Here is a 21,182-nt window from a genome sequence, read left to right as displayed (position 1 = left end):
GAGGAAGAGGCTGATCCGGAGGACTGAGCAAAGCGCTCAAACCACGATTAAGCGTGGTGCTCCAAGTACTCACTCAGCGCCTTGCGGGTCAGATCGTTCAGAGAGATGCTTTGCCGGGTAGCGGCAACGCTGGCGGCCAGGTGGAGATCATGCCCCACTCTCACGTTGAACGAACCCTTGCACGGAACTTCGGGCTCCTGGCCAAGTGATGCGCAAGTGTCCAGATAGTCGTCCACTGCATCACGGAATGCTTGGGTTAACTCGGCAACCGTCTCGCCTTCATAGCTGATCAAGGCGCGAATGAACTGAAGCTTGCCAAACAAGCAATTGTCTTCTGGACTAGCCTCAATCGAGCCGTAGTAACCCCGGTGCTGCAACATGGTGCTCATCAGATCAGTCCTCCTGCCTTTAGGTGCTCAATCACCTGTCGTTTGACGTAGGCCTTCAGTTCATTGCCAGGATGCGGCTTGTGCAGGTTGATCATCATCTGCGGGTTGCCGTTATCGAACTTAACCCGGCTGCCGTCGCCCTCAATCTGGCGATATCCAAGCCCTACCAATAACGTAACAAGCTCCGACCAGCTGAATGTGGCCTGCCTGTTCAACAGCTTGGCGAGCAGCTTTTCTTGCTTGGACATTTGGCCTCCTATCGTGCAACTAATTTTAGTTGCTATCGCAGGGATATTCAATCAGAGCACAAAGAGTACAAATGTACTCTTTTCGTATTGCCATTAATCTCCAGATAAAATACTGTTTATTCATACAGTAAATGGAGCGCTCCTCATGGCTAAACCCGCGTCGAAACCTCAGACACCCACCCTGCCCAGCTCTTACGAGATGCTCGGCATGAGGATCCAGAAGATCATCAACAGCACCGGTGCCCAGACATCGAAATCAGCATTGCTGGAGCGACGGCCTGATGACCTACCTGAAGACTGGGATCGGCTGATCGACGAGATCTCCGAAAACGACAATGTGACCCTGGCCCATCGTGACGATGGCAATGTGCAGATCTTCTGGACCGTGCCCAAGGAAGACTGATTTATCGAATCCCTCTTTGCCCGCCTAGTGCGGGCTTTTTTATGGGGGTACGAAATTTTATGACCGGAGGTATTGACTCAAATACAATACCGCCGGTATTGTTCATCCATCGCAACCCAGTCCCCACATCAGGACCGGCAGCGATAGGACCTCAAGAGGACCGACCGCTCTTTAACAACCCAACCGCAGAAAGGCTGCCAGCCAGCGAAAAGACTGACGCACCGGGCGTGGGCGACTCCCACCCTGCTGCGCCGTATCTGAGTAGTGATGGCGGCCCAAACCGTAAACGTATGGAAAGAAATGCGCCAAGCCCACCGTGGCGAGTAACGGAGGCCAGGAATACCAGTTTCAGAATTAGCGCCCTGAGCTTCGGCTATGAGGGGCGCCGGACTTGATGCAGCCCTGACCCACTCAACCGGGGCCAAACAGAGCTTTAGCGCTGCATCTCGTATGGACCTTTGAAGGCGCCGTCACCGCTGATTGACGGCGCTGGAGGAAGCTCGCGGCCCACCCCAGCGAATCGCGGACCTGCAATCAGCAGCGGGGAAGCGAACTGATCACCGTTGACGCAATACACCCGGCCTGTCGCCAGTAGCGAGGCCGGGAGCTTTCACCGATTGGCCTTGGCAACAGGGCCAGACGGGAAACCAACCAAGGAGTAGGACCATGTTGATACTCACCCGCCGCATTGGCGAAACCATCCGCATCAATGACGACATCAGCGTGACCGTGCTGAGCGTCCAGGGCCAGCAGGTGAAGCTGGGGATCGCAGCGCCGGCAGAGGTCGCCGTGCATCGCGAAGAGATCTATGAGCGCATCCAGGCCGAGAAGCGCAGCCCTGAAGCCGCCTGACTCCGCCAAAGAACAACCAGCGCCACGTCAGCCTGACGTTAACTGCCCGATCACCTGGTTCCCCATCACCAGGCTGCATCGGACTTGGTTCGGATGAGCTGCCAGCAAACAGCGGGGTGGCCACCTCGACGCGGATTAACCGGTCGATTGCCCAGCCTTCACGATCCAAGTCCAATGCGGCCACCACCGGCTAGCCCTCCCCGCCCGATCTCCGGGCCTTCCACCCTTAAGGAAATCAACATGCACCCAGCCATGCAGGAGCGCGTGGAGGGCTTGGCTGCCCTTCGCCTGCGCGCCCACCTCGCGACTACGGACTTCTACGCAATGATCGGTCGACCAGCGCCCGTGCAGACAGTGCGCTATCAGGTAGTCACCAAGGGCAAGGCCTATCACGTCGTGGAGCTGGCCACCGGCAAGACCAAGGGCTTTTGCTTCAGCTACAAGGCGGCGATGGTATTCGTTGAAGCCATGGAGGCAGCTGCAGGTCGCAAGCTGGTACCGCGGCAATGATCGGCGAACCTATCCCAGATCCGCGCCATCAGATCCTGGCCGACCTTAACGCGAAGATCGACCGCTTCTTCGCTGATGGTGGTCAGGTGACCGTGGGAAAGCCATTCGAGTACGTCCCTCGACCGCAAGCCCAGTTCAACAACCAGCTACCGGTCGGCGAACGCAAGGCAGCAGCTCAGAAACACCGCGATGAAGAAGCTAGGCGCATCGAGCAGATCCGCGAAATGGCCAAGACCATGACCTACAACGAAGCGGCCAGAGCGACCGGCTACTCCACGGCCACGCTGCATCGTATCGCCAAGCAAGGCGGCTTCCTGTTCAAGGTCAGCACCGCACGGCGCGGCAAGGGCCGAGCCATCGACCGGGTGGCGGATGCGGCCAAGCTCGAGCAACTGAAGGCGCTGCGTGATGGCGGCCTATCGCGCTACCAGGCATCCAAGCAGATGGGCATCAGCGACAAGCTGTTGGATCGGCTGATCAGCGACTACGAAATCGACTTCCCTGCCAGGCCGATCAGCAGTAGAGCGAAGCACGACCAATGATCATCGCCACCACCAATCACCTGGAGGCGATCAAGTACGCCGCCTGCATGGCCAGAGCAACCAGCACAGCCTGGGGCATCTATCGCACCAGCAATCAGCAGCTTTGCGTCATGCCAACTACCGGCACACGCCAGCGAGCTCTGGAGGTGTGCCACCCATGATCCGCCGAATTTCAAACCGCGTCCGGCATGGCCGGCGCCAGCAGCATATCGACCTACCACCCAGCGGCATCACGCCCACGGAGACGAAATCATGCCAACCCCAACCGATACAGCCGAGTTCCTCGAGGAGCTTAACGGCGGCGCTTTCGCCAGCCAGATCGGCCACGCCCTTTCCGAAGTCGCCGCCGGCGTCGTCGATCACGGCAAAGCCGGGAAGCTGACTATCACTCTCGACTTCAGCCAGATCGGTGAGTCGAGCCAGGTCAAGATCAAGCACAAGCTCGACTACAAGGTGCCAACCAAGCGCGGTACCCGCAGCGAGAACACTAGCCTCGATACACCAATGCACGTCGGCGTCGGTGGCAAGCTTTCCCTGTTCCCCGAAAAGCACGAGCAGCTGTTCAGTCGTGAACAAGCGCCTGTAATTCCCCGCAACTAACCTCATCGCCTGAAAGGAAAATACGAATGTCCCTCAGCAAAGAAGCAGTCCAGCTCATCACCGATAACGCCTTGGCCGCCGCTGGCAAAGTCCTGCCAACCAACACCCCTGCTGTTCTGGTTCCTGACAGCGCCACAGTTATCGACCTGGAACGATTCCAGGCAGGCCGTAGCCGCTTCCGTGGCACCTACTCCACCCATTCGCTAGCTGACTTCAGCGGGTACGTCGTCGAGCGCGCCGCGCCTGATGCAAAAGGCTTCATCGATCAGGATGCCATGAGCTGCGTTGTGCTCTTCAACATTGGCACCCCAGCGAACCCAGGCCACGCCGATGACCGAGCCGTGCTGCGCCTGAAGGCCTCGGCAGCGTTCGCCGCTGTACAGGCGGTGGGCGGCCAGGCCCTGAACCAGAAGGCCATGAGCGACTGGATTGAAGACTGGCACCAGCACCTGGTGGCCACAGCCGAAGATGGCACCGGCATGTCGATCGCCAAGGCAATCGCTGCAGTACGCACCATCACTGTGAAGGCCTCGTCGGAAAGTGATCACGCAGTTGGCGAGACCCGCGCCAGCCGCAGCACCATGGACCAGATCGAGGCCAGCAGCAAAGAAACCTTGCCGGCCTGGCTGGACTTCAAGGTCATCCCGTTCGAGGGTCTGGGCGAGCAGGTAATCCGATTGCGCGTATCGGTCATCACCAGTGGCTCGCAACCGGTGCTGAAGCTGCGCTGGATCGGCGAGGAGGCTCAGCGCGAAGAGATTGCCCAGGAGTTCAAGGCAGTGCTTGAAGAGAAGGTAGGCAGTGCTGCTGTCCTATCCCTTGGAACCTTCGACGCAAAGTAAGCCAACTCAGCGCCACAAATTACGATTCCGTGGTCTGTGGCGCTGGCCTTCGACCGGAAGAGCATGCTGATGATTCAGCAGGATCCGGGTGACGAGGTATTAGCGCCCGCCCGTTGAGAGATAGCGTCCCGGAAATTGACTTCAGAAGATCCGTCAAAGTACGAAATCCAAAACCGCCAAACTGCACAAACAGTAAGGCAAAGGTCATACAGGCACTTGCCGTCTGTGGACAGCATGTTGAACTGAAGCACCTTCCCGGCACCCTCATTATCAAAATTAGCTTCCCTTGATCTAAGGGATGCCTCTTGGATCCGTTTCATCTCATGCTTCGCATCGTTTACGAAATGTCGACAAGCGTCCATCTGATTCGCGGAATCAGGGTCCTGAATTTTGATGAGGTTGATGAGCTGGATCGGATTGGTTAACCCTTGGAGAGTGGCTGCCTTGTCAGCAAGGTGATTCAGGAAGAAAGCCGCCGCAATCATTCTGCGATAAACAAGGATAACGCGACTTCCTGAAAACTCACCGTCGCTTTGGTACTCCCTCCAGAACTCCTCGAAGGCAGGGGCCGCCAGATCTCTCCAGTACCCACGGACATCGTCCAAAAATATATCAGCCATAGCATTCCTTAACCCCGGCCCCATGCCGATCACCCGTAATACCCCATCCCAAACCAAATTGCCACCATGCCGCCCACAGGCCACGGAGGGCGGCGCATGCCCAGGACAAAGTCATGAGCGACGAACAACGCCACCAAGAATGGATCGCTAAGCGCAAAGCCGAAGAGGCCAAGCGCCGGGAGCGCGCCGCCGAATGCCTGAAGGACCACCAGTACACCGTCCTGGCCAACACCGATCAGCTGAAGGCCTGGCGTTGCAAAGCCCCGGGCACCACCTGCTACGCCTTCGACATCCTGATCACCCGCTTCGGCATTGCTACTGTCGGCGACATCGACGGTCTGACCTTCAATGTCGGACTCTCCTACGGCATCGAGTTCCTGGCCGGGGATGACATCGGCTACTACATCCACTCGAAACTCGAAGAGCATTGCCGCGAGCGCGAGTTCGATGAGGAAGCCTTCCGCGCCGCCATCGTGACAGGCGTCTGCAGTCAGATCTGCGAAAGCACCAATGACGACGACCAGTACGCCGCCCTGCCCGAATGGATGCGCAACGACGGCGGAGTCGGTGAAGCAGGCCGGTGGTATGAGCTGCGCAACCTGGTCAAAGAGAGGCTCGCAGGTATCAAGTTCGGCGAGGACGAGCGCGACTTCTGGGACAGGCTCAATGACCTGCTGCGCGAGGCCGACGACATCAGCTATGTCGAACAAGCCAGCATGTTCATGAGCGAGCACCACGAAGTGCTCGGACTGGGCTGCGACTACTGGGAGATCACCATCGACAAGCCGCGAGACAGCCTTATCAACCGGCTGTACCTGATCAACCACGCCGCCAAGGCTATCGTCGCCCAGCAAACCGAAGCGAAAGCTGCCTGACCCTTCAGCGCAGCCAGCGAAATACTCGATGATATTTAAGCCTGATGAAACGCTGCAGCAGCTGCAAACAAATTTTGTCTGTGTTCTGCTAGAGGGTCATCTACAACGTCGTCGAAATAGTAAGTCGCCATCAATGCAGGCAAATACCTGCACCTTTCCTCCGAACACAGCAGGTAATAAAACAGTAGCCCACGACCGCCAGATGTCATCTGAGACCGGAGAGCGTTGAGTGCAAAAGTTGTCTGCGCTGGATTTATTGAGCTTCTAAGGGAGAAATCCAGAGCGAACCCCACTGAATCCAAGTAGGCCCACACAACGCTTCCATGCAGCCGCTTTAGCTGCTCCAGCCTTACCTTGGCGGCCTTGAAAATTGCTACCGGATTGGTCTTAACATCTACATCACTAATAAACTGCGTTGAAAACACGTGCCAAGAGTAATTAACAGCCCTTAAGCCATCAAACGACATAATTCTGCTGGGATTGATATCCTGCAGCCGAAGCGCCAGACCGAGCTCGAAACTCACCGAAAGTATTTTAAATAGCCGGGAGTCAAATATCTGTTCATCGTGGCGCGCCTCCGCCTCTCGCGAACTTTGAAGCTGTAGGTGGACCGTGTAGAGCAATGCGCAAAAGGCGAAAAATGACAATATCGGATTTAGAATCCCTCCAAAGTAATCACCAAACTGCCCCCAAATTTCTTGCGAACCGGATATGTCACCTCTGAAATTCTTGGCATAGAACAAAGAAACTAAGGCAATCAATAGTGCGCCTAAAATCCCCGCAAGCCCCAAAAGCTTATTAGTTCTGTTTTCCATACTGGTTGGTCCTGCTCCTGTCGAGCCATGATGCTATAGAGGTTTCGCTATGCCTAAAAGTCCTGCACGCATTGTCTGCCAGTTCAGTTGCGGCGCCGCTTCGGCGGTGGCCACCAAGCTGGCCCTTGCCGAGTACGGCAGCACGCACGACGTGCAGATCATCAACGCGTTCCTGGCCAACGAGCATGAGGACAACCGACGGTTCGCCCAGGACTGCGAAAAGTGGTTCGGCCAGCAGATCACCGTGCTGCGCGACGAGAAGTACGGAGCCGACGCCCACGAGGTGTTTCGCCGCGAGCGGTACATGAAGGGTCGCACCGGCGCACCATGCACCAAGATCCTCAAGCGGCGTCTGCTCGATACCTGGAAACAGCCCGGCGACGTGATGGTGTTCGGATACACAGCAGAAGAAGTGGGACGTCTGGAGGACTTCCGAGAACGAAACCCTGACCGCCCCGTGATTGCCCCACTGATCGATCGAGGCCTGGGCAAAGACGACTGCAAGGCGATCCTGCTGCGCGCTGGCATCGAGCTGCCCCTGATGTACCGGATGGGCTACGACAACGCCAACTGCATCGGCTGCGTGAAAGGTGGCGAAGGCTACTTCCGAGCCATACGCCAGGACTTTCCGGAGCAGTTTGAGGCGCTGTGCGCCATTCAGGACGACCTCGGCGAAGGCTCATACCTGTTCCGCAACCGGACCACCAACGTGCGATTTTCACTGCGTGATCTGGGCGATGGCCCAGTGCGCCGCAACGAAGAGTTGCCTGCCTGCTCGTTCTTCTGCGAGCTGGCCGAAGCCGACATCATAGCTAAAGCTCAGCCAACCTTTGCTTCCTAGGTTTCAACCCATTCAGGAGAAACCAGCCCAGTTCTGCCTATCATCTGCCTTTGAAAACCTCTAACCGGTGGTACTCCAGATACTGTCGCTGCTCCGGTGTAAACTCGCCAACATTTGCTTCAGAAGTCAGTCCCCAGGCCGAAACGACGCTCTCAGCTTCATCCGCGATTAGTAGCTCCCCATTATCATGGAAAGTTATCCAGCCTCGGTCAAAAAGCTTGTCTACATGAGGCGCCAACATTAGTCCATTGTGACCATCTAAGCGCTCAAAGTTCGAGCAATCCTTCCAAGGTTTAATGTGGCTAGCGATAAGGAAGCGTCCATCGGACACGCCTGTTAAGCGGCAGGCCTTTTCAAGTTCCAGTACGTGAAGGCGGAATGCACCCTGGCCGATTCGAGAGCGGACCAACTGCTCTCGTTCAGTTGGAAGCAGTTCTTGGTTGAGCTTGATCTCGCTCTCGACCTCATCCGCTTTGAGCTCATCCTCTAGCTCTTGAACACGCTCAGCGATAGCGCTACCAGCTGATTGGGACAGACCGAGGATAAGGGAGCCGAGCTCAGAGGAAATACTGGCCAGGTAGCAACCCTGGTTACCGTTTCCGTTGGCTTGAAGCGGGGAGTTCTTTGCCGGCAATAGCTTGGCGATGGCCGTAATGTGATCTTTTGGTATGATGGCGTGTTCTAATTCGATCCACTCAACAGCAACCAGCCACCCAGCATCAGACCAATTTTGCCCAGCCTGGCCGAAAGCGTCTGGCTTGACTTGATCTTCATAGCGCGATATCGCAACGCCAATTGCTTTAATCTGTGCGCCAGCATAGGAAACAATCAGGTCGCCTGGTCTGACCAATGTCAGATTGATATAAGTCTGATTTCGAGCACCGTTTTGGTTTTTCGTTGGCGACCAGATGTAGCCACCTTCAAGTTCGGCTTGGTATGTCTGCTTGTGGTTCACCCACCAATAGCGACGGGGCGAAGACAGTTCGTCCTCGACCACAAGGCTAGCTACGTCTTCGGACATCAGAGAACGATTACTACTAGCGCCCCCGGGCAGCAAGCAACGAATAGATTTACCTTGCTTTGCATACATTACCAATTCCGCTTGAGAAAATACTTTAACGTCCTGTGCTTTTTCGTTGCCGCCGTGCGGATAAATCCGATAGGAGCTTAGTCCGGTGCTTCGATCTCTCTGAAAGATCGGACGAATCTCGCGTCCTTGTTTATCCAAAAAATAAACAGCAGAGGAAACTTGCATTGATCGTCCGACAATCATCGTTTTGGGGTCTGACATCCTTGCACCTGTAGTAGTTTAAGTGGCAGAACGATATCACTCTCCCTCGCTATAGCCGAGCAGATCACCTGATGATTTCTATCAGACAGCTGATTCGAATCAGGAGCACAGTTGTACGCCATCCCGCTGTAACCCCTCTCCCATCTATTGAACAGCCGCGATATGGCGGCAAGGACGAAGTCATGCCTGAAGAAATCAAGCTGATCCAGCCGGCTCCGGTCGTGCGCGATGAATACGGAATGTTCTTCCACCCCGATCTGCCCGAATTCGAAGAGGGCGACGGCGAGAAGTGCAAGACCTGGATAGCGCAACAGGGCCTGCAGGTAGCCATGGTCAGCCTGGAAACCGATGCGCCGGAAGAGATCGTTGATCGCTACTTCGAGGCTGGCGAGCCACATTGCGGCTACTGGGAGCCTGGCAAGCCCGAAGGCGATGGCTGGTTCTGTCTGTCCATCCACGATACCGATGATGGCCCAGTGTGCTGGTGGGCGCGCCGCGAGGTTAAGCCATGAAGCGCCACCAAGTGGTCATGGCTGTGCTGATCGGACTCCTAGCCCTGGTGCAGACATTCTGCGTGGGGATGTTCATCGGGCGCGAGACCAAGGTTTGCCAGATCCAGGCCAGCAACGAGCGCCAGCTCTCCCCGCACGAAACACAACCCGAACCTACACCCGCACTGGCGCCTGGGCGCTGGATTGATGAGAGGTATCAGCTGTGAATCAAGCTAACGCAAAGCCTGAGTCGAGCGCCTGCGGGTACTCGGTCGGCGACTGGGAATGCCGCCCGGGCGGGTACCTTTTCGACGCAGGGACAGGCGAAGGATACGACCCGCAAGACTGCACCAATCTGTGCCCGAACTGCCGTACACAGGATTTTCTGGAGTCTGCCAAGGAAGATGCTGAGGGCTGCAGCCGCTACAGCAACAATGGCAGTAGCGGAACCGGTCTAGACATCTGGAAGTCGGCCGAGCGACAAGCATTGGAGACCAATCGCCCCGCTGCGCTCAAAGCGCTCGCCGAGCTAGGACCTGTAGAGGCCTTGGATGACGACGAAGTCGTGCTGTGCAACACGCAGCAGGTGGCGCCATGACCGACCTCATCGAACTAAAGACGGCAGACCTAGTAGGCGAGGCGCTGGCCTGGGCGGTCGCCAAGGCCCAGAGGCTGGATGTGCATGTGGCCAAGCCGCACTACGGCGCGCCGGCCAGGGTGTTCGTGAACTATCGCGGCGAAGCAACCGAGCGGTGCGAGCGGTACAACCCGCAAGAGAGCTGGGCGCTTGGCGGTCCGTTGAAGATAAAGCACCAGATAGGTGATGGCCCAGCGCTGGGTGGCTGGACCGCCTACCCCAGCAGACCGAATGAGCCAACCGACTGGCTGATGGGCCCGAGCCCACTCGTGGCGATCTGCAGAGCCGTAATAACCAAGATCACCGGTAACACAGTCCAGGTGCCGAAGGAGCTACTGCCATGAAGTCCCTCGGAGAAATCATCGAAGCCGCGAAATCCGGCGAACGCCCAGATTATGACGACCTGCGCCTGGCTGTGTGCGCCATGGATGCCCTGATGACGTTCGACCGCCAGGCCATCTGGAAGCTGGCCGAGGCCGAAGCGCAAGGCAAAAAGCCGATCCTGGTGTACAGCAGCGTATGGCAGCGCGACGAGAACTTCGAGCGCGTGAAGCGGGCAATGAACACCGAACCAAAGACCTACCTGGGCGCCAACTACGACCCGGACAGCCCAGCCGTGCAAGAGCGTCGGCGCATGTCGATTGCCCTAATGGGCAAGGCCATAGCTCGATCACAGGAAAAGAAGCCATGAGCCGATTCATTGCAGTGATCCACGGATGGCACGTCTCCAGCAAAGGATTCAACGTTCATGAGCTGAAGGCCGTCACTCAGGAAGAAGCCCAGAAGGAAGCTTGCTGGCTCAAGGAGCGGCGCGAAGCTGACTTTGATCGCTGCGCTTATGTGGTGGTCGAGGTGGATGACCGTGAGCACTTACCCCGGCGCCTGACATGGCGCGAACGCCTAACCGGCAAGATTCAGTAACCCCTCCCCCTACAACAACTCAAGCCTGCCGGTAGGCGGGCGAGGATGAGTCATGCCCAATTTTCTGACCCGCCTGTTTCGTCGCAAGGCAAAGCCGCAGCGCACGGCAGCCTCTGCACCGCCATCAACCGGCTACACCGCTGGTCGCAGCCCGGCTGCCGGAAGACCAGACCCGATGCTTGACCCGCTCAACCCCCTGAGCCCGTTCAGTCCACTGAACCCGGTCAACCAGGTCGACAGCTACGAGCCGCCCCGATCCCACAGCAGTTGCTCAAGCCAAAGTTCTGGAGGGCATGACAGCGGCAGCAGCTACTCGCCAAGCGACAGCTGCAGCTCATCCAGTTCGAGCGATAGCAGCTCAAGCTCCAGCAACGACTACTAACCCCTCCCCACCTCTGCCGCCATGCGCGGCGTGGAGCCTATCCCATGGAAACCGAAATCCTTTCGGACACAGAACTGGCCGAACTGACCGGCTACAAGGCCAGGGGCTGGCAGCGCCGCTGGCTCAATGATCGCAACTGGCACTTCGTGGAGAGTCGCGGTGGTAGACCTCTGGTTGGCCGACAATACGCTCGCGTGAAGCTAGGCATGACCATCGAGGTTGTACCAATCAGCCCGCCATCACTGCCGAAACCGGCATGGACACCTGATTTTTCCCGAGTGAAGTGAAATGCGACCACGCAAAACTGAGAATCGAGATCTCCCCCCGGGCATGTATCGGCGCAAACGAGTACGTGCCAACGGCAAGGTTTGGGAGGCGCTGTACTATCGCGCGCCGTCCGGCAAAGACATTTTCCTGGGCAACGATCTCACCAAAGCAAAGCTGAAGTGGGCCGAGCTCGAGGCGAAAGCCACACCGGCCGAACTGACGATCATGAAAGGGATTTTCGACCAGTACGCTCTACACATTATCCCGAAGAAGGCGCCTAGAACGCAGCGGGATAATGCCGGGGAGCTGAGACAGCTGCGGGAGGTATTTGATAGCGCTCCAATCGACGCAATCACCCCTGCCATGGTTGCCCAGTACAGAGATAGCCGCTCGGCGAAAACCAGAGCAAACAGGGAAATCGCACTGCTATCCCACGTGTTTAACATAGCGAGGGAATGGGGACTGACGACAAAGGAGAACCCCTGCGTGGGGGTTAGGAAGAACAAAGAGAAGCCGCGCGACTATTACGCCAATGAGGCAGTTTGGCAGGCGGTGTATGAGGAGGCTGCAGCGGAGCTGAAGGATGCGATGGACTTGGCATACCTGACCGGTCAACGGCCAGCGGACGTGCTATCCATGCGAAAGGACGATGTAGAGGGGATCTATCTGCTGGTCAGCCAAGGCAAGACGGGTAAGCGGCTGAGGATCCTCCTGGAAGTGGATGGGGTGAACAACAGCCTAGGCACCCTGCTGGAGCGCATCAAGCGCAGGACCAGCAATCACCTTTCGCCGTTCTTCATCCTGAGCGCGAACGGCAAGCGGCTCTCCTGGGAGATGCTGCGTAACCGCTGGCAGGATGCCCGAGAGGCGGCAGCAGCGAGGGCGCTCAGCGAAAAGCAGCCAGAACTGGCGAACCGCATCACACAGTTTCAGTTCAGAGACATTCGCCCGAAGGCCGCATCCGAAATTACCGATCTGGCCGACGCCAGTCTGTTGCTGGGGCACTCGAAAGAGAGCATCACCGAGCGTGTTTATCGTCGTGTCGGCGCCATCGCCAAGCCCTCAAAATGAGATAGTTTTGGGACTGGCCTCTAAAAGTTTTGGGACTATTGGTTTTTCAGCCCACAACGAAAAAGCCCCGCAGACGTTAATCTGCGGGGCTTTCAAATATGGAGGCCGAGGTCGGAATCGAACCGGCGTAGACGGATTTGCAATCCGGAGCATAACCACTTTGCTACTCGGCCTCAAATGTCCGAAGCTGCTATCGCTGCTTCAAACTCGCTTCAACTCTTTGTTATCTAAAGAGTTTTTGCTGACTCCCTGTGGAGTGAGCGGGATTATGTACTCGTTTTTTGACCTTGGCAACCCCTTGTTCACATTTTTTCTTCTAAGCGCGCTAACCGGGTGCCTGAACACTGTCGCGGGCATAGCCTGCCGAGGCTTCTGGTACAACAGGTGCCAACCGCACCGTGTTTCGACCGGAGGCTTTGGCCTCATAGAGGGCGACATCGGCCCTGGCAATCAGGTTCGCCGTGCTGTCGCCTGGCTCGGGAGTGCCGCACCACACGCCGGCACTGAAGCACACCGGGATACTCAGCCCATCGACCACCGCCGGTGCCCTCGCCAATGACATACGCAGTGCGTCGAGAACGGCCAGCGCACCCTCGGCATCGGTGGACGGCAGCAGCACGAGGAATTCCTCGCCGCCGTAACGGCCAATGATGTCGGCATGACGCAGGCGTTTCTTCAAGTGCCGCGCACAATGGACAAGCACTGAGTCACCGACAAGGTGACCGTGAATATCATTGATCTGCTTGAAGTGGTCGATGTCGATCATCGCCACCGCCAGGCTGGCCCTGGTCAGATACGCGCGTTCCAGTTCGTCCGAGAACCGCTCCAGGATCGCCCGTCGATTGAGCATACCGGTCAAGACATCACGATGGGCCATGTGCTGCAGCTTCGACTCGCTGCGCTCCTTCGACAGCAACACCAGGCCGAGTGAGTACATCATCACCGTCGCCGTCCCGATACTCACGGAAATGGTTTGCGTCAGGTTGCTGACGTTATATTGCATCTCGGCTGCGCCACCGAGCAGGATCGCCACCACACGCATGCCCAGGCCGATCAGGCTGATGCTCCCGCCGATAATCAGCAACACCTGCGCCCTGCCCCCGGGCTCGCTGTACCGGTAAGCCAGACAAACAATCAACAGGCATTGCAGGATCAGCACCAGCGATGCCGCCAACATGCGCAGTTCCAGGGTGTCGATCAGCAGCGCCATCGACACCAGCATGACTAGCGGCAGGCTGAACACGCGAAGCCAGGGCACCGTCAGGTCACGAATCCGGAAGATGCTGATGGCGTAGTAACCCAGTGCAATCGACAACAAGGTGTTGGCCACGCCATAGGTGAGCCACAAAGGGCCGTGCCCATAGAGGGTGTAGCAGACATAGGCAGCCGCATGGGCAAGCAAGCCGACCCCGGTGGTCAATACACCGTCGCGCTGGTTGTACTGGGCCACGAGAATCAAGCAGAACGCCATGATGGTTGCCACAAGGGCAACGGAGGCAAACAACGTTGGCGTATGCGCGACCATGGCAGCTCACTGCGTCCTTGAGGTGGGGATACCGCATAAGCGCCAGAGCTTGCGCTTACACCGCCATGCTGGCAAGTCTTGCCGGCGTCATGCTACTCAGGGTCGAAGGCTGGCCGCCAGTGACCAGCCTCAAGCACAGCCTCTATCCACGCCTCTCAGGGGCATTTACCGGCGAGGGGTGAAAGACAGCGGCAGGCCCTGGCAATCATCGAACAGGCGGCCCTGATGCCAGGCCAACTGTCCCGAAACCAGGGTGGTGGCCACACGGTGATGAAATGCTCGACCGCTGAACGGCGTCCATTGGCAATGGGCAAGCAACGGATCGAGGTCGACAGCGCGCGGCTGCGCCAGGCGCTCGATCAGCACCAAGTCCGCCCAGTAACCTTCGCGCAGGTAACCCCGCTCCGAAATCGCGAACAACTCAGCGACGGCATGGCTGGTCTTTTCCACCAGACGTGTCAGCGGCAATAGGCCTTGCTCAACCAGTTCCAGCAGCGCTGGCAACGCGTGCTGCACCAAAGGCAGGCCGGACGGTGCCTGACTGTAAGGCACGCTTTTCTCCTCAAGGGTGTGCGGGGCATGGTCGGTGCCGATCACGTCCAGGCGATTGCCCAACAAGGCCTGGCGCAAGGCATCGCGGTCCGCCTGGGACTTGATCGCGGGGTTGCACTTGATGCGGTTGCCCAACGCTGGATAGTCACGGTCGTCGAACACCAGGTGATGCACACAGACTTCGGCGCTGATGTGCTTTTCAGCCAGCGGTTTGTCCTCGAACAGTGCCAGCTCACGGGCGCTGCTCAGGTGCAGCACGTGCAGCCGCGTACCAAAACGCCGCGCCAGCTCCACCGCCAGGCTTGATGAGCGAAAACAGGCCTCGACATTGCGAATCTGCGGGTGCAGCGCGGGGCTGATAAGGTCACCGTAGCGCGCGCGAAACTGTGCTTCATTGGCAAGAATCGACGGCGTGTGCTCGCAATGGGCCAACAGCACGGTCGGCACACAGGCGAACAGCCGCTCCAGCAGCAACGGGTCATCGACCAGCATGTCGCCGGTAGACGCGCCCATGAACACCTTCACCCCCGCCACCTCGCGCGGGTCAAGGCGGGCTACCGTCTCAAGGTTGTCCTTGCTGACGCCAAAGTGAAAGCCGTAGTTGGCCACCGAACTGCGCGCAGCGCGGGACTTCTTGTCGGCCAGCGCGTTCAGGTCCAGCGTTGCCGGGTGGGTATTGGGCATGTCCATGTAGCTGGTGATACCACCGGCCACGGCGGCGCGTGACTCGCTGGCGATGCTGGCCTTGTGCGGTGCGCCAGGTTCGCGAAAATGCACTTGGTCGTCGATCATGCCGGGCAGCAACCATTGCCCGGCGGCGTCGATTTCCACACTGGCGTTGCGCCCCTGAATGCTGCCCGCGATCTTTTCGATACGACCATGGGCAACCAGCAGGTCAGCGTCGACGATGCGCCCTTCATTGACCAAGCGGGCATTACGGATCAGCACACTGCTCACAGCTGACCTCCCGGCGCACCCTGTACTTCGATCTGCTGACCGCAAATCACATTGTAAAAACAGCTTGGGCGCCCGGTATGGCAGGCAGGCCCGTGCTGCTCCACCTGCAGCAGGATGGCATCGCCATCGCAGTCCAGACGCGCTTCGATCAATTGCTGGACATGCCCGGACGTATCGCCCTTGCGCCACAGCTGATGCCGACTACGCGACCAGTAACTCACCCGCCCGGTGGCCAGGGTTTGCTCCAATGCCGTACGGTTCATCCAGGCCAGCATCAGTACCTGGCCCGTGTCATGCTGCTGTGCAATAGCCGCAATCAAGCCCTGCTCATTCCAGGGAAGGGCATCGAGTGCTTGTGAAAGGGGGTAACGAAAGCCCGCCGGGGCCTTCTCCAACGCGAGAAGCGACATGCTGAGGCACCTGATTCCGGAAACAAATGTTATCTTATAACATTAACATTCCAAGTGCCTCTACACCGCATCACTGCGTATCACGACTGTCTAGCCCGTGCGCAGGTGATGGCGGTTCACTCGTCTCGTTTGAGCATCGTCTGAATCTGCTGCACCGACTCCTGGGTACGCTTGGCCAGGTTGCGAACCTCATCGGCCACCACAGAAAAACCACGCCCCTGCTCACCAGCACGGGCGGCTTCGATGGCCGCGTTCAGTGCCAACAGGTTGGTCTGTTCGGCAATCCCTTTGATCGCACCTGCCACCTTGGCGATTTCTCCATAGGTGTTCCTTATCGTGTCTTGCTCACGGGTACGCAGGGCTTCAGCAGCCTTCTCGTCACTGATGTCACGTACCGCACCCACCACCCTGAGCAACACACCTTGAGCATCGCGCAAGCAACAACCACGCTCGCGGTACCAGGTTTCACCGCGGGTTTTGTGCCGCATGCGGTATTCAACGGTGTAGGTAGACTGAGCCGAGTTTTTAGCCGTGCACTCAGCAAACACCCGCATGACATTTTTCAGGTCCTGCGGCTGCGCAACGGCAAAAAAACTGTCCCAACCATCTGCGAACTCTTCAGGGCTGTAGCCGATAAGCTGGCGAAACTGGTCAGACCACCGGATTATGTTCTTCGGATGATCAGCATCACCATTAACGACCGTGAGGTCCCAACACCCCTCTGTCAGCGCCTGCCTGGTGAGCGCCCACGCCTGCTCATCTTCTACCCGACGATTTTGCACCTCGGCCGTTGCCGCCCGTTCTTCGCGGCAATGCGCCAACTCGGCCTCAAGTTCAAGACGCTGATGCTCGACATCGGCCAATTGCCCGAGCAAACGCTGATAGTCCTCAGCGCTGCAAGGCGCCGTCGGCACCATGGCAGCCTGACGCTGCCACTGCAGATGAGCGTGCCATTGCTCGCTCAATGCCTGAAAAACGGCAAGCAATTCAGGTTGACGCTTCAACCCCACGGCCTGATTGATATCTGCCGGTTGTTCGACCAACAGGCACTTCATCATGCGGGTAAGTTCAACAGCCAGCGCGGTTGCGGAATGTCTGAACCACATGGCGACTTCTCCTGACAGTGAACACTACGCTCGCGTTGTTCTGGCGAGTGCGCGGGTGAGCAAACGCCTGTCGGACTATAACAAGGGGCTTCGCGCCACACAGATACCTCTTTGTGGGTATATCGCCAGTGGTTTCTATCAAGCTACCTCTTTAGGCATACCTCTTTTTCCGGATTGAGCAGAGATTCCTTTTGGGCAAGTATTTTTCCGGACAGGAATTATCGCATCACTGATGCGGAACACGCTGATGTCAATTCGGACTAAGAGGCACACCCATGAACTCACGCGTTGCAATTATTGGTGCAGGCCCTTGCGGCATGGCACAACTTCGGGCGTTTCAATCGGCTCGGGACAAAGGCGCTGCCATTCCCGAACTGGTCTGCTTCGAAAAGCAACAAGACTGGGGCGGCATGTGGAACTACACCTGGCGCACCGGCCTGGATGAAAACGGCGAGCCGGTCCACGGCAGCATGTACCGCTACCTCTGGTCGAACGGGCCGAAAGAGTGCCTGGAGTTTGCCGACTACACCTTTGAAGAGCATTTTGGCCGACCAATCGCCTCTTACCCTCCCCGTGAAGTCCTATGGGACTACATCAAGGGCCGCGTCGAGAAAGCCGGCGTACGCGATTACATCCGCTTCAACACGGTGGTGCGTCAGGTCAGCTTCGATGAGCACACTCAGCGCTTCTCCGTTCTGGCCCATGACTACCAGAACGATACCGAGACCCTGGAAGAATTTGATTACGTGATCAATGCCTGTGGGCACTTCTCGACGCCAATAGTCCCCTACTTCCCAGGTTTTGAACAGTTTGCCGGGCGTATTCTGCATGCCCATGACTTCCGCGAAGCACTGGAATTCAAAGACAAGAACCTCTTGATTGTCGGTAGCAGCTACTCTGCCGAGGACATTGGCTCGCAGTGCTACAAGTATGGCGCCCGCAGTATCACCAGTTGCTATCGTACCTCGCCCATGGGCTACAACTGGCCATCGAACTGGGAAGAAAAGCCCCTGCTACAACGCCTGGAGAACGACCGGGCCTACTTTATCGACGGCACCAGCAAGCCGATCGACGCGGTGATTCTGTGCACCGGGTACAAGCACCACTTCCCGTTCCTGCCTGAATCGCTGAGTCTGAAAACTGACAACCGCCTTTGGCCGCGCAATCTCTACAAGGGGATTTTCTGGGAACCCAACCCGAAGCTGATCTACCTCGGTATGCAGGACCAGTGGTACTCCTTCAACATGTTTGATGCTCAAGCCTGGTACGCGCGCGACGTGATCCTGCAGCGTATCGCCTTGCCTGACGCAGCCACCCGCAACGCCGACTGCCTGCAATGGCAGGCACGCGAAGCCGAGCTGCAAACCAACCAGCAAATGTTCGAGTACCAGGGGGCGTACATCCAGCAACTGGTGGACGCAACGGACTACCCAAGCTTCGATATCCCGGCAGTGAACGAAACCTTCCTGCAATGGAAGCACGACAAAGCGACCAACATCATGGGCTACCGTGATAAATCCTATCGCTCGCTGATGACCGGCACCCAGTCACCGCCCCACCATACCCCCTGGCTCGAGGCGCTGGACGACTCAATGGAGGCCTACCTCAGCGAGCCACACGTTACCGTCAAGTCCGCCAGCTAAGCCGCCCAGGAACTCAGGACACAGGAGAAGCGGCATGCAAGCACCGCGTATTTCACGACCATGGGAACCCGGGCTGCTCACACAGACAGCGGCGACCGAGCACTACCGGGTCAACGGCGGCGGCCTGACACTGGTCGAGCTGGGCCCGGGCGATACCCTGCAGATAACTGATGTCGAGGGCCTCCAGCCCTGCGAGGTCATGGCCTTCAGCACCAGGATCAACCCAGCGTTGGCGAGCCTGGGGCTGATCGCTGGCAGCGGTTTCGGCTTTATCCAACAGGCGCTGGCAGGCAATAGCCGACAGGTACAGCGCATACTGCAGGCACTCACCAAACGTGGCTTCGACACCCAGCGCCTGCCTGGCGCAGGGATGCTGTGGAGCGTCGACTCGGCGGCAGGCTACAGTCGCCAGTTCACCCTTGGCGAGCCACTGCTGCTGATTATTGCCGCGCCGGCTCACGCAACGTCAGTGGACTCCCAGCAAACACCCAGTGAACTGCGGATACGGGTGCATCGTGCCAATCCCTCGTTGGTCCATGTGCCCACGCTGCCAGAACCGCTGGCCGACCTGGTGGACGAATTTACCTTGCCTGCCGGTAGCGCCCGCAGCTATGCAGTGAGCAAGGGGCAGTACATCCAGGTCATCGATGTCGCCGGGCGCCAGTCCTCGGACTTCGTTGCCCTGAACCGTCGAGACTTGGACAAGGGCCTGGAGTTCGACCTCGACCAGACCGTTACCCGCACCCTGAACGGCAATGCCTATCCAGCCCCTGGGTTGTTCGCCAAGTTCTTCGATCGGCAGATGCGGCCCATGCTCGAGGTTGTGCGCGATACGGTCGGCCGTCACGACGCCTTTGCCCTGGCCTGCACCGCACGCTACTACGAAAGCCATGGCTATTTTGCCCATGACAACTGCAGCGACAACCTCAGCCGTGCCCTGCAGGCTCATGGTGTACAGGCTCGCAGCGGCTGGCCGGCGATCAACTTCTTTTTCAATACGGCCATCGACGCCCATCAACAGATGGTCATGGATGAGCCCTGGTCGCGGCCGGGTGACTACGTCCTGATGCGGGCCATGAACGACCTGATCTGTGCCAGTTCCTCCTGCCCCGATGACATCGACCCGGCCAACGGCTGGAACCCGACCGATATCCATATTCGTGTCTACGCCGACAAGGAACGATTCTCTATCGCCATGGCCAATCGAAAAACGGCGGATGCCGACCCGGTGCTGACCCAAGAGACAGCATTCCACTCCCGCACCAGCGCCTTGACCGGCAGCTTTACCAATTACCGCAACTGTTGGCTGCCGCTGCGCTTCGATGGTTTTGGGGCAATCGACGAGTACTACGGCTGCCGTGAGCGCGTTGCCGTCATGGACCTGACTGCACTGCGCAAATTCGAGATCCTGGGCCCCGACGCCGAGGCGTTGCTGCAGTACTGCCTGACCCGCGACATCAGGCGCCTGGCGGTGGGCCAAGTGGTCTACTCGGCCATGTGCCATGAGCATGGCGGCATGCTCGACGACGGCACACTGCTGCGCCTTGGCCCGGACAATTTCCGCTGGATCTGCGGCGAAGAGTACGCCGGGGTATGGCTACGTGAACAGGCGCAAAAGCTCGGCATGAAAGTCTGGGTCAAGTCCGCCAGCGAGAAGATCCATAACCTGTCGGTGCAAGGCCCGCTGAGCCGTGAGCTGCTTAAACAGATGATCTGGACACCCGCCACTCAACCCGGGCTGGACGCTTTGGGCTGGTTCCGCTTTCTGGTCGGACGCCTGGACGGTTTCGACGGCTGCCCGGTCATGGTTTCCCGTACCGGCTACACCGGCGAACTGGGCTACGAAGTATGGTGCGCACCGCAGGATGCGGAACAAATCTGGGACCGTATCTGGGCCCTGGGCCAACCCCTGGGGATCGTGCCCCTGGGGCTGGAGGCCCTGGACATGCTGCGCATCGAGGCCGGGCTGATTTTTGCGGGCTACGAGTTCACCGATCAAACCGATCCGTTCGAGGCCGGTATCGGTTTCAGTGTGCCACTCAAGAGCAAGACCGATGACTTTATTGGCCGTGAGGCCTTGCTGCGGCGCAGTGCGCATCCCACGCACAAACTGGTCGGGCTGACACTGCAAGGCAATGAAGTGGCTCATCATGGTGATGGCGTGTACCACGGGCGCGCGCAGGTCGGTGTTATCACAAGCGCCTGTCGCTCGCCATTGCTGGCCAGCAATATTGCCCTGTGTCGGGTGGATGTGGCCTACGCGGAGCCTGGCCAAGCGCTGCAGGTGGGTAAAGTCGATGGTTTGCAAAAACGCATCGACGCTACGGTCTGTGCGCCGATCTTCTATGACCCGGACAAGAGCCGCGTGCGTGCCTGACCCGGCACGCTCACC

Annotated in this window: 28 protein-coding genes, 1 tRNA gene and 2 pseudogenes; 20 read left to right on the top strand and 11 right to left on the bottom strand. The window is 58.2% G+C overall.

Annotated features, from left to right (window positions below; all coding sequences use genetic code 11):
* Window positions 1-47: 47 nt before the first annotated feature.
* Together UIA24_RS19950 and UIA24_RS19945 are read right to left on the bottom strand one after the other, a co-directional pair.
* Complete coding sequence (locus UIA24_RS19950; RefSeq protein ID WP_330523681.1) at window positions 48-389, bottom strand: type II toxin-antitoxin system HicB family antitoxin; 342 nt, start codon at window positions 387-389, stop codon at window positions 48-50.
* Window positions 389-637, bottom strand: coding sequence for a type II toxin-antitoxin system HicA family toxin (locus tag UIA24_RS19945; RefSeq protein ID WP_330523680.1), 249 nt, complete (start codon window positions 635-637; stop codon window positions 389-391). Before UIA24_RS19945 ends, UIA24_RS19950 begins: the two co-directional genes overlap by 1 nt.
* Window positions 638-782: 145 nt before the next feature.
* Here UIA24_RS19945 and UIA24_RS19940 point away from each other — a divergent pair, with 145 nt between their 5' ends.
* The 7 genes from UIA24_RS19940 (at window position 783) to UIA24_RS19910 (ending at window position 4,386) form a co-directional block, all read left to right on the top strand.
* Window positions 783-1,040: a DUF1654 domain-containing protein gene (locus UIA24_RS19940; RefSeq protein ID WP_330523679.1), complete on the top strand. Its 258-nt coding sequence runs from the start codon at window positions 783-785 to the stop codon at window positions 1,038-1,040.
* A 666-nt stretch (window positions 1,041-1,706) separates the two neighbouring features.
* The gene (gene csrA / locus UIA24_RS19935; protein WP_330523678.1) at window positions 1,707-1,892 is read left to right on the top strand and encodes a carbon storage regulator CsrA; all 186 of its coding nucleotides are present in this window, start codon (window positions 1,707-1,709) and stop codon (window positions 1,890-1,892) included.
* A 240-nt stretch (window positions 1,893-2,132) separates the two neighbouring features.
* Entirely contained in the window at window positions 2,133-2,402 is a 270-nt protein-coding gene (locus UIA24_RS19930; protein ID WP_330523677.1) for a hypothetical protein, read from the top strand.
* Entirely contained in the window at window positions 2,399-2,944 is a 546-nt protein-coding gene (locus tag UIA24_RS19925; RefSeq protein WP_330523676.1) for a hypothetical protein, read from the top strand. The genes UIA24_RS19930 and UIA24_RS19925 overlap by 4 nt, the downstream gene beginning before the upstream one ends.
* The gene (locus UIA24_RS19920; RefSeq protein ID WP_330523675.1) at window positions 2,941-3,105 is read left to right on the top strand and encodes a hypothetical protein; all 165 of its coding nucleotides are present in this window, start codon (window positions 2,941-2,943) and stop codon (window positions 3,103-3,105) included. Before UIA24_RS19925 ends, UIA24_RS19920 begins: the two co-directional genes overlap by 4 nt.
* Before the next feature lie 91 nt (window positions 3,106-3,196).
* The gene (locus tag UIA24_RS19915; RefSeq protein WP_330523674.1) at window positions 3,197-3,544 is read left to right on the top strand and encodes a hypothetical protein; all 348 of its coding nucleotides are present in this window, start codon (window positions 3,197-3,199) and stop codon (window positions 3,542-3,544) included.
* A 26-nt stretch (window positions 3,545-3,570) separates the two neighbouring features.
* A complete protein-coding gene (locus tag UIA24_RS19910; RefSeq protein ID WP_330523673.1) occupies window positions 3,571-4,386 on the top strand; it encodes a DUF2303 family protein in 816 nt (271 codons plus the stop codon).
* 74 nt (window positions 4,387-4,460) lie between these two features.
* Here the strand turns inward: UIA24_RS19910 and UIA24_RS19905 are convergent, their stop codons facing one another.
* On the bottom strand, window positions 4,461-5,006 hold the full coding sequence (locus tag UIA24_RS19905) for a hypothetical protein (protein WP_330523672.1): 546 nt from the start codon (window positions 5,004-5,006) through the stop codon (window positions 4,461-4,463).
* A gap of 113 nt (window positions 5,007-5,119) precedes the next feature.
* Between UIA24_RS19905 and UIA24_RS19900 the strand changes: the two genes are divergently transcribed.
* On the top strand, window positions 5,120-5,881 hold the full coding sequence (locus UIA24_RS19900) for a hypothetical protein (protein WP_330523671.1): 762 nt from the start codon (window positions 5,120-5,122) through the stop codon (window positions 5,879-5,881).
* A 35-nt stretch (window positions 5,882-5,916) separates the two neighbouring features.
* Here the strand turns inward: UIA24_RS19900 and UIA24_RS19895 are convergent, their stop codons facing one another.
* Window positions 5,917-6,696, bottom strand: coding sequence for a hypothetical protein (locus UIA24_RS19895; RefSeq protein WP_330523670.1), 780 nt, complete (start codon window positions 6,694-6,696; stop codon window positions 5,917-5,919).
* A 49-nt stretch (window positions 6,697-6,745) separates the two neighbouring features.
* Here UIA24_RS19895 and UIA24_RS19890 point away from each other — a divergent pair, with 49 nt between their 5' ends.
* Window positions 6,746-7,537 carry a hypothetical protein gene (locus tag UIA24_RS19890; protein WP_330523668.1) on the top strand — a complete coding sequence of 264 codons (792 nt, stop codon included), beginning with the start codon at window positions 6,746-6,748 and terminating at the stop codon, window positions 7,535-7,537.
* Between the two features lie 40 nt (window positions 7,538-7,577).
* On the opposite strand, the gene UIA24_RS19885 is transcribed toward UIA24_RS19890, so the two are convergent.
* Complete coding sequence (locus tag UIA24_RS19885; RefSeq protein WP_330523666.1) at window positions 7,578-8,828, bottom strand: HNH endonuclease; 1,251 nt, start codon at window positions 8,826-8,828, stop codon at window positions 7,578-7,580.
* A 182-nt stretch (window positions 8,829-9,010) separates the two neighbouring features.
* Between UIA24_RS19885 and UIA24_RS19880 the strand changes: the two genes are divergently transcribed.
* Genes UIA24_RS19880 through UIA24_RS19840 form a run of 9 tightly spaced genes read left to right on the top strand, consistent with a single transcriptional unit; the run spans window position 9,011 to window position 12,597 of the window.
* A complete protein-coding gene (locus UIA24_RS19880; RefSeq protein ID WP_330523665.1) occupies window positions 9,011-9,340 on the top strand; it encodes a hypothetical protein in 330 nt (109 codons plus the stop codon).
* On the top strand, window positions 9,337-9,546 hold the full coding sequence (locus tag UIA24_RS19875; RefSeq protein WP_330523664.1) for a hypothetical protein: 210 nt from the start codon (window positions 9,337-9,339) through the stop codon (window positions 9,544-9,546). The genes UIA24_RS19880 and UIA24_RS19875 overlap by 4 nt, the downstream gene beginning before the upstream one ends.
* Entirely contained in the window at window positions 9,543-9,917 is a 375-nt protein-coding gene (locus UIA24_RS19870; protein WP_330523663.1) for a hypothetical protein, read from the top strand. The genes UIA24_RS19875 and UIA24_RS19870 overlap by 4 nt, the downstream gene beginning before the upstream one ends.
* Complete coding sequence (locus tag UIA24_RS19865; RefSeq protein WP_330523662.1) at window positions 9,914-10,300, top strand: phage protein NinX family protein; 387 nt, start codon at window positions 9,914-9,916, stop codon at window positions 10,298-10,300. Before UIA24_RS19870 ends, UIA24_RS19865 begins: the two co-directional genes overlap by 4 nt.
* Window positions 10,297-10,647 (top strand): hypothetical protein, encoded by a 351-nt coding sequence (locus UIA24_RS19860; RefSeq protein WP_330523661.1) that lies wholly within the window; start codon window positions 10,297-10,299, stop codon window positions 10,645-10,647. Before UIA24_RS19865 ends, UIA24_RS19860 begins: the two co-directional genes overlap by 4 nt.
* Complete coding sequence (locus UIA24_RS19855; protein ID WP_330523660.1) at window positions 10,644-10,877, top strand: hypothetical protein; 234 nt, start codon at window positions 10,644-10,646, stop codon at window positions 10,875-10,877. Before UIA24_RS19860 ends, UIA24_RS19855 begins: the two co-directional genes overlap by 4 nt.
* Before the next feature lie 52 nt (window positions 10,878-10,929).
* Complete coding sequence (locus UIA24_RS19850; RefSeq protein ID WP_330523659.1) at window positions 10,930-11,259, top strand: hypothetical protein; 330 nt, start codon at window positions 10,930-10,932, stop codon at window positions 11,257-11,259.
* 44 nt (window positions 11,260-11,303) lie between these two features.
* Window positions 11,304-11,546: a DUF4224 domain-containing protein gene (locus UIA24_RS19845; RefSeq protein WP_330523658.1), complete on the top strand. Its 243-nt coding sequence runs from the start codon at window positions 11,304-11,306 to the stop codon at window positions 11,544-11,546.
* A 1-nt stretch (window position 11,547) separates the two neighbouring features.
* A complete protein-coding gene (locus tag UIA24_RS19840) occupies window positions 11,548-12,597 on the top strand; it encodes a tyrosine-type recombinase/integrase (protein ID WP_330523657.1) in 1,050 nt (349 codons plus the stop codon).
* 99 nt (window positions 12,598-12,696) lie between these two features.
* Here the strand turns inward: UIA24_RS19840 and UIA24_RS19835 are convergent.
* From UIA24_RS19835 to UIA24_RS19815, 6 genes and pseudogenes are all read right to left on the bottom strand, one after another.
* Window positions 12,697-12,770, bottom strand: a tRNA-Cys gene (locus tag UIA24_RS19835).
* Between the two features lie 152 nt (window positions 12,771-12,922).
* The gene (locus tag UIA24_RS19830) at window positions 12,923-14,122 is read right to left on the bottom strand and encodes a GGDEF domain-containing protein (protein WP_330523656.1); all 1,200 of its coding nucleotides are present in this window, start codon (window positions 14,120-14,122) and stop codon (window positions 12,923-12,925) included.
* A 165-nt stretch (window positions 14,123-14,287) separates the two neighbouring features.
* Window positions 14,288-15,631: a dihydroorotase gene (locus UIA24_RS19825; protein WP_330523655.1), complete on the bottom strand. Its 1,344-nt coding sequence runs from the start codon at window positions 15,629-15,631 to the stop codon at window positions 14,288-14,290.
* The gene (gene hisI / locus UIA24_RS19820) at window positions 15,628-16,041 is read right to left on the bottom strand and encodes a phosphoribosyl-AMP cyclohydrolase (protein ID WP_330523654.1); all 414 of its coding nucleotides are present in this window, start codon (window positions 16,039-16,041) and stop codon (window positions 15,628-15,630) included. Before hisI ends, UIA24_RS19825 begins: the two co-directional genes overlap by 4 nt.
* A 128-nt stretch (window positions 16,042-16,169) precedes the next feature.
* Window positions 16,170-16,340, bottom strand: a pseudogene (locus tag UIA24_RS23380) (methyl-accepting chemotaxis protein); the annotation flags it as partial.
* A 90-nt stretch (window positions 16,341-16,430) separates the two neighbouring features.
* A pseudogene (locus tag UIA24_RS19815) lies at window positions 16,431-16,958 on the bottom strand (PAS domain-containing protein); the annotation flags it as partial.
* Window positions 16,959-17,422: 464 nt separating this feature from the next.
* Here UIA24_RS19815 and UIA24_RS19810 point away from each other — a divergent pair.
* Entirely contained in the window at window positions 17,423-18,790 is a 1,368-nt protein-coding gene (locus UIA24_RS19810) for an NAD(P)-binding domain-containing protein (protein ID WP_065757745.1), read from the top strand.
* A gap of 34 nt (window positions 18,791-18,824) precedes the next feature.
* Complete coding sequence (locus UIA24_RS19805) at window positions 18,825-21,167, top strand: DUF1989 domain-containing protein (protein WP_330523653.1); 2,343 nt, start codon at window positions 18,825-18,827, stop codon at window positions 21,165-21,167.
* Window positions 21,168-21,182 lie beyond the last annotated feature (15 nt).

The sequence above is a fragment of the Pseudomonas sp. AL 58 genome, assembly GCF_036348395.1.
Classification (GTDB): Bacteria; Pseudomonadota; Gammaproteobacteria; order Pseudomonadales; family Pseudomonadaceae; genus Aquipseudomonas; species Aquipseudomonas defluvii.
Note: the sequence above shows the minus strand (reverse complement) of the source record. Positions and strands in the feature narration are given on the sequence as shown.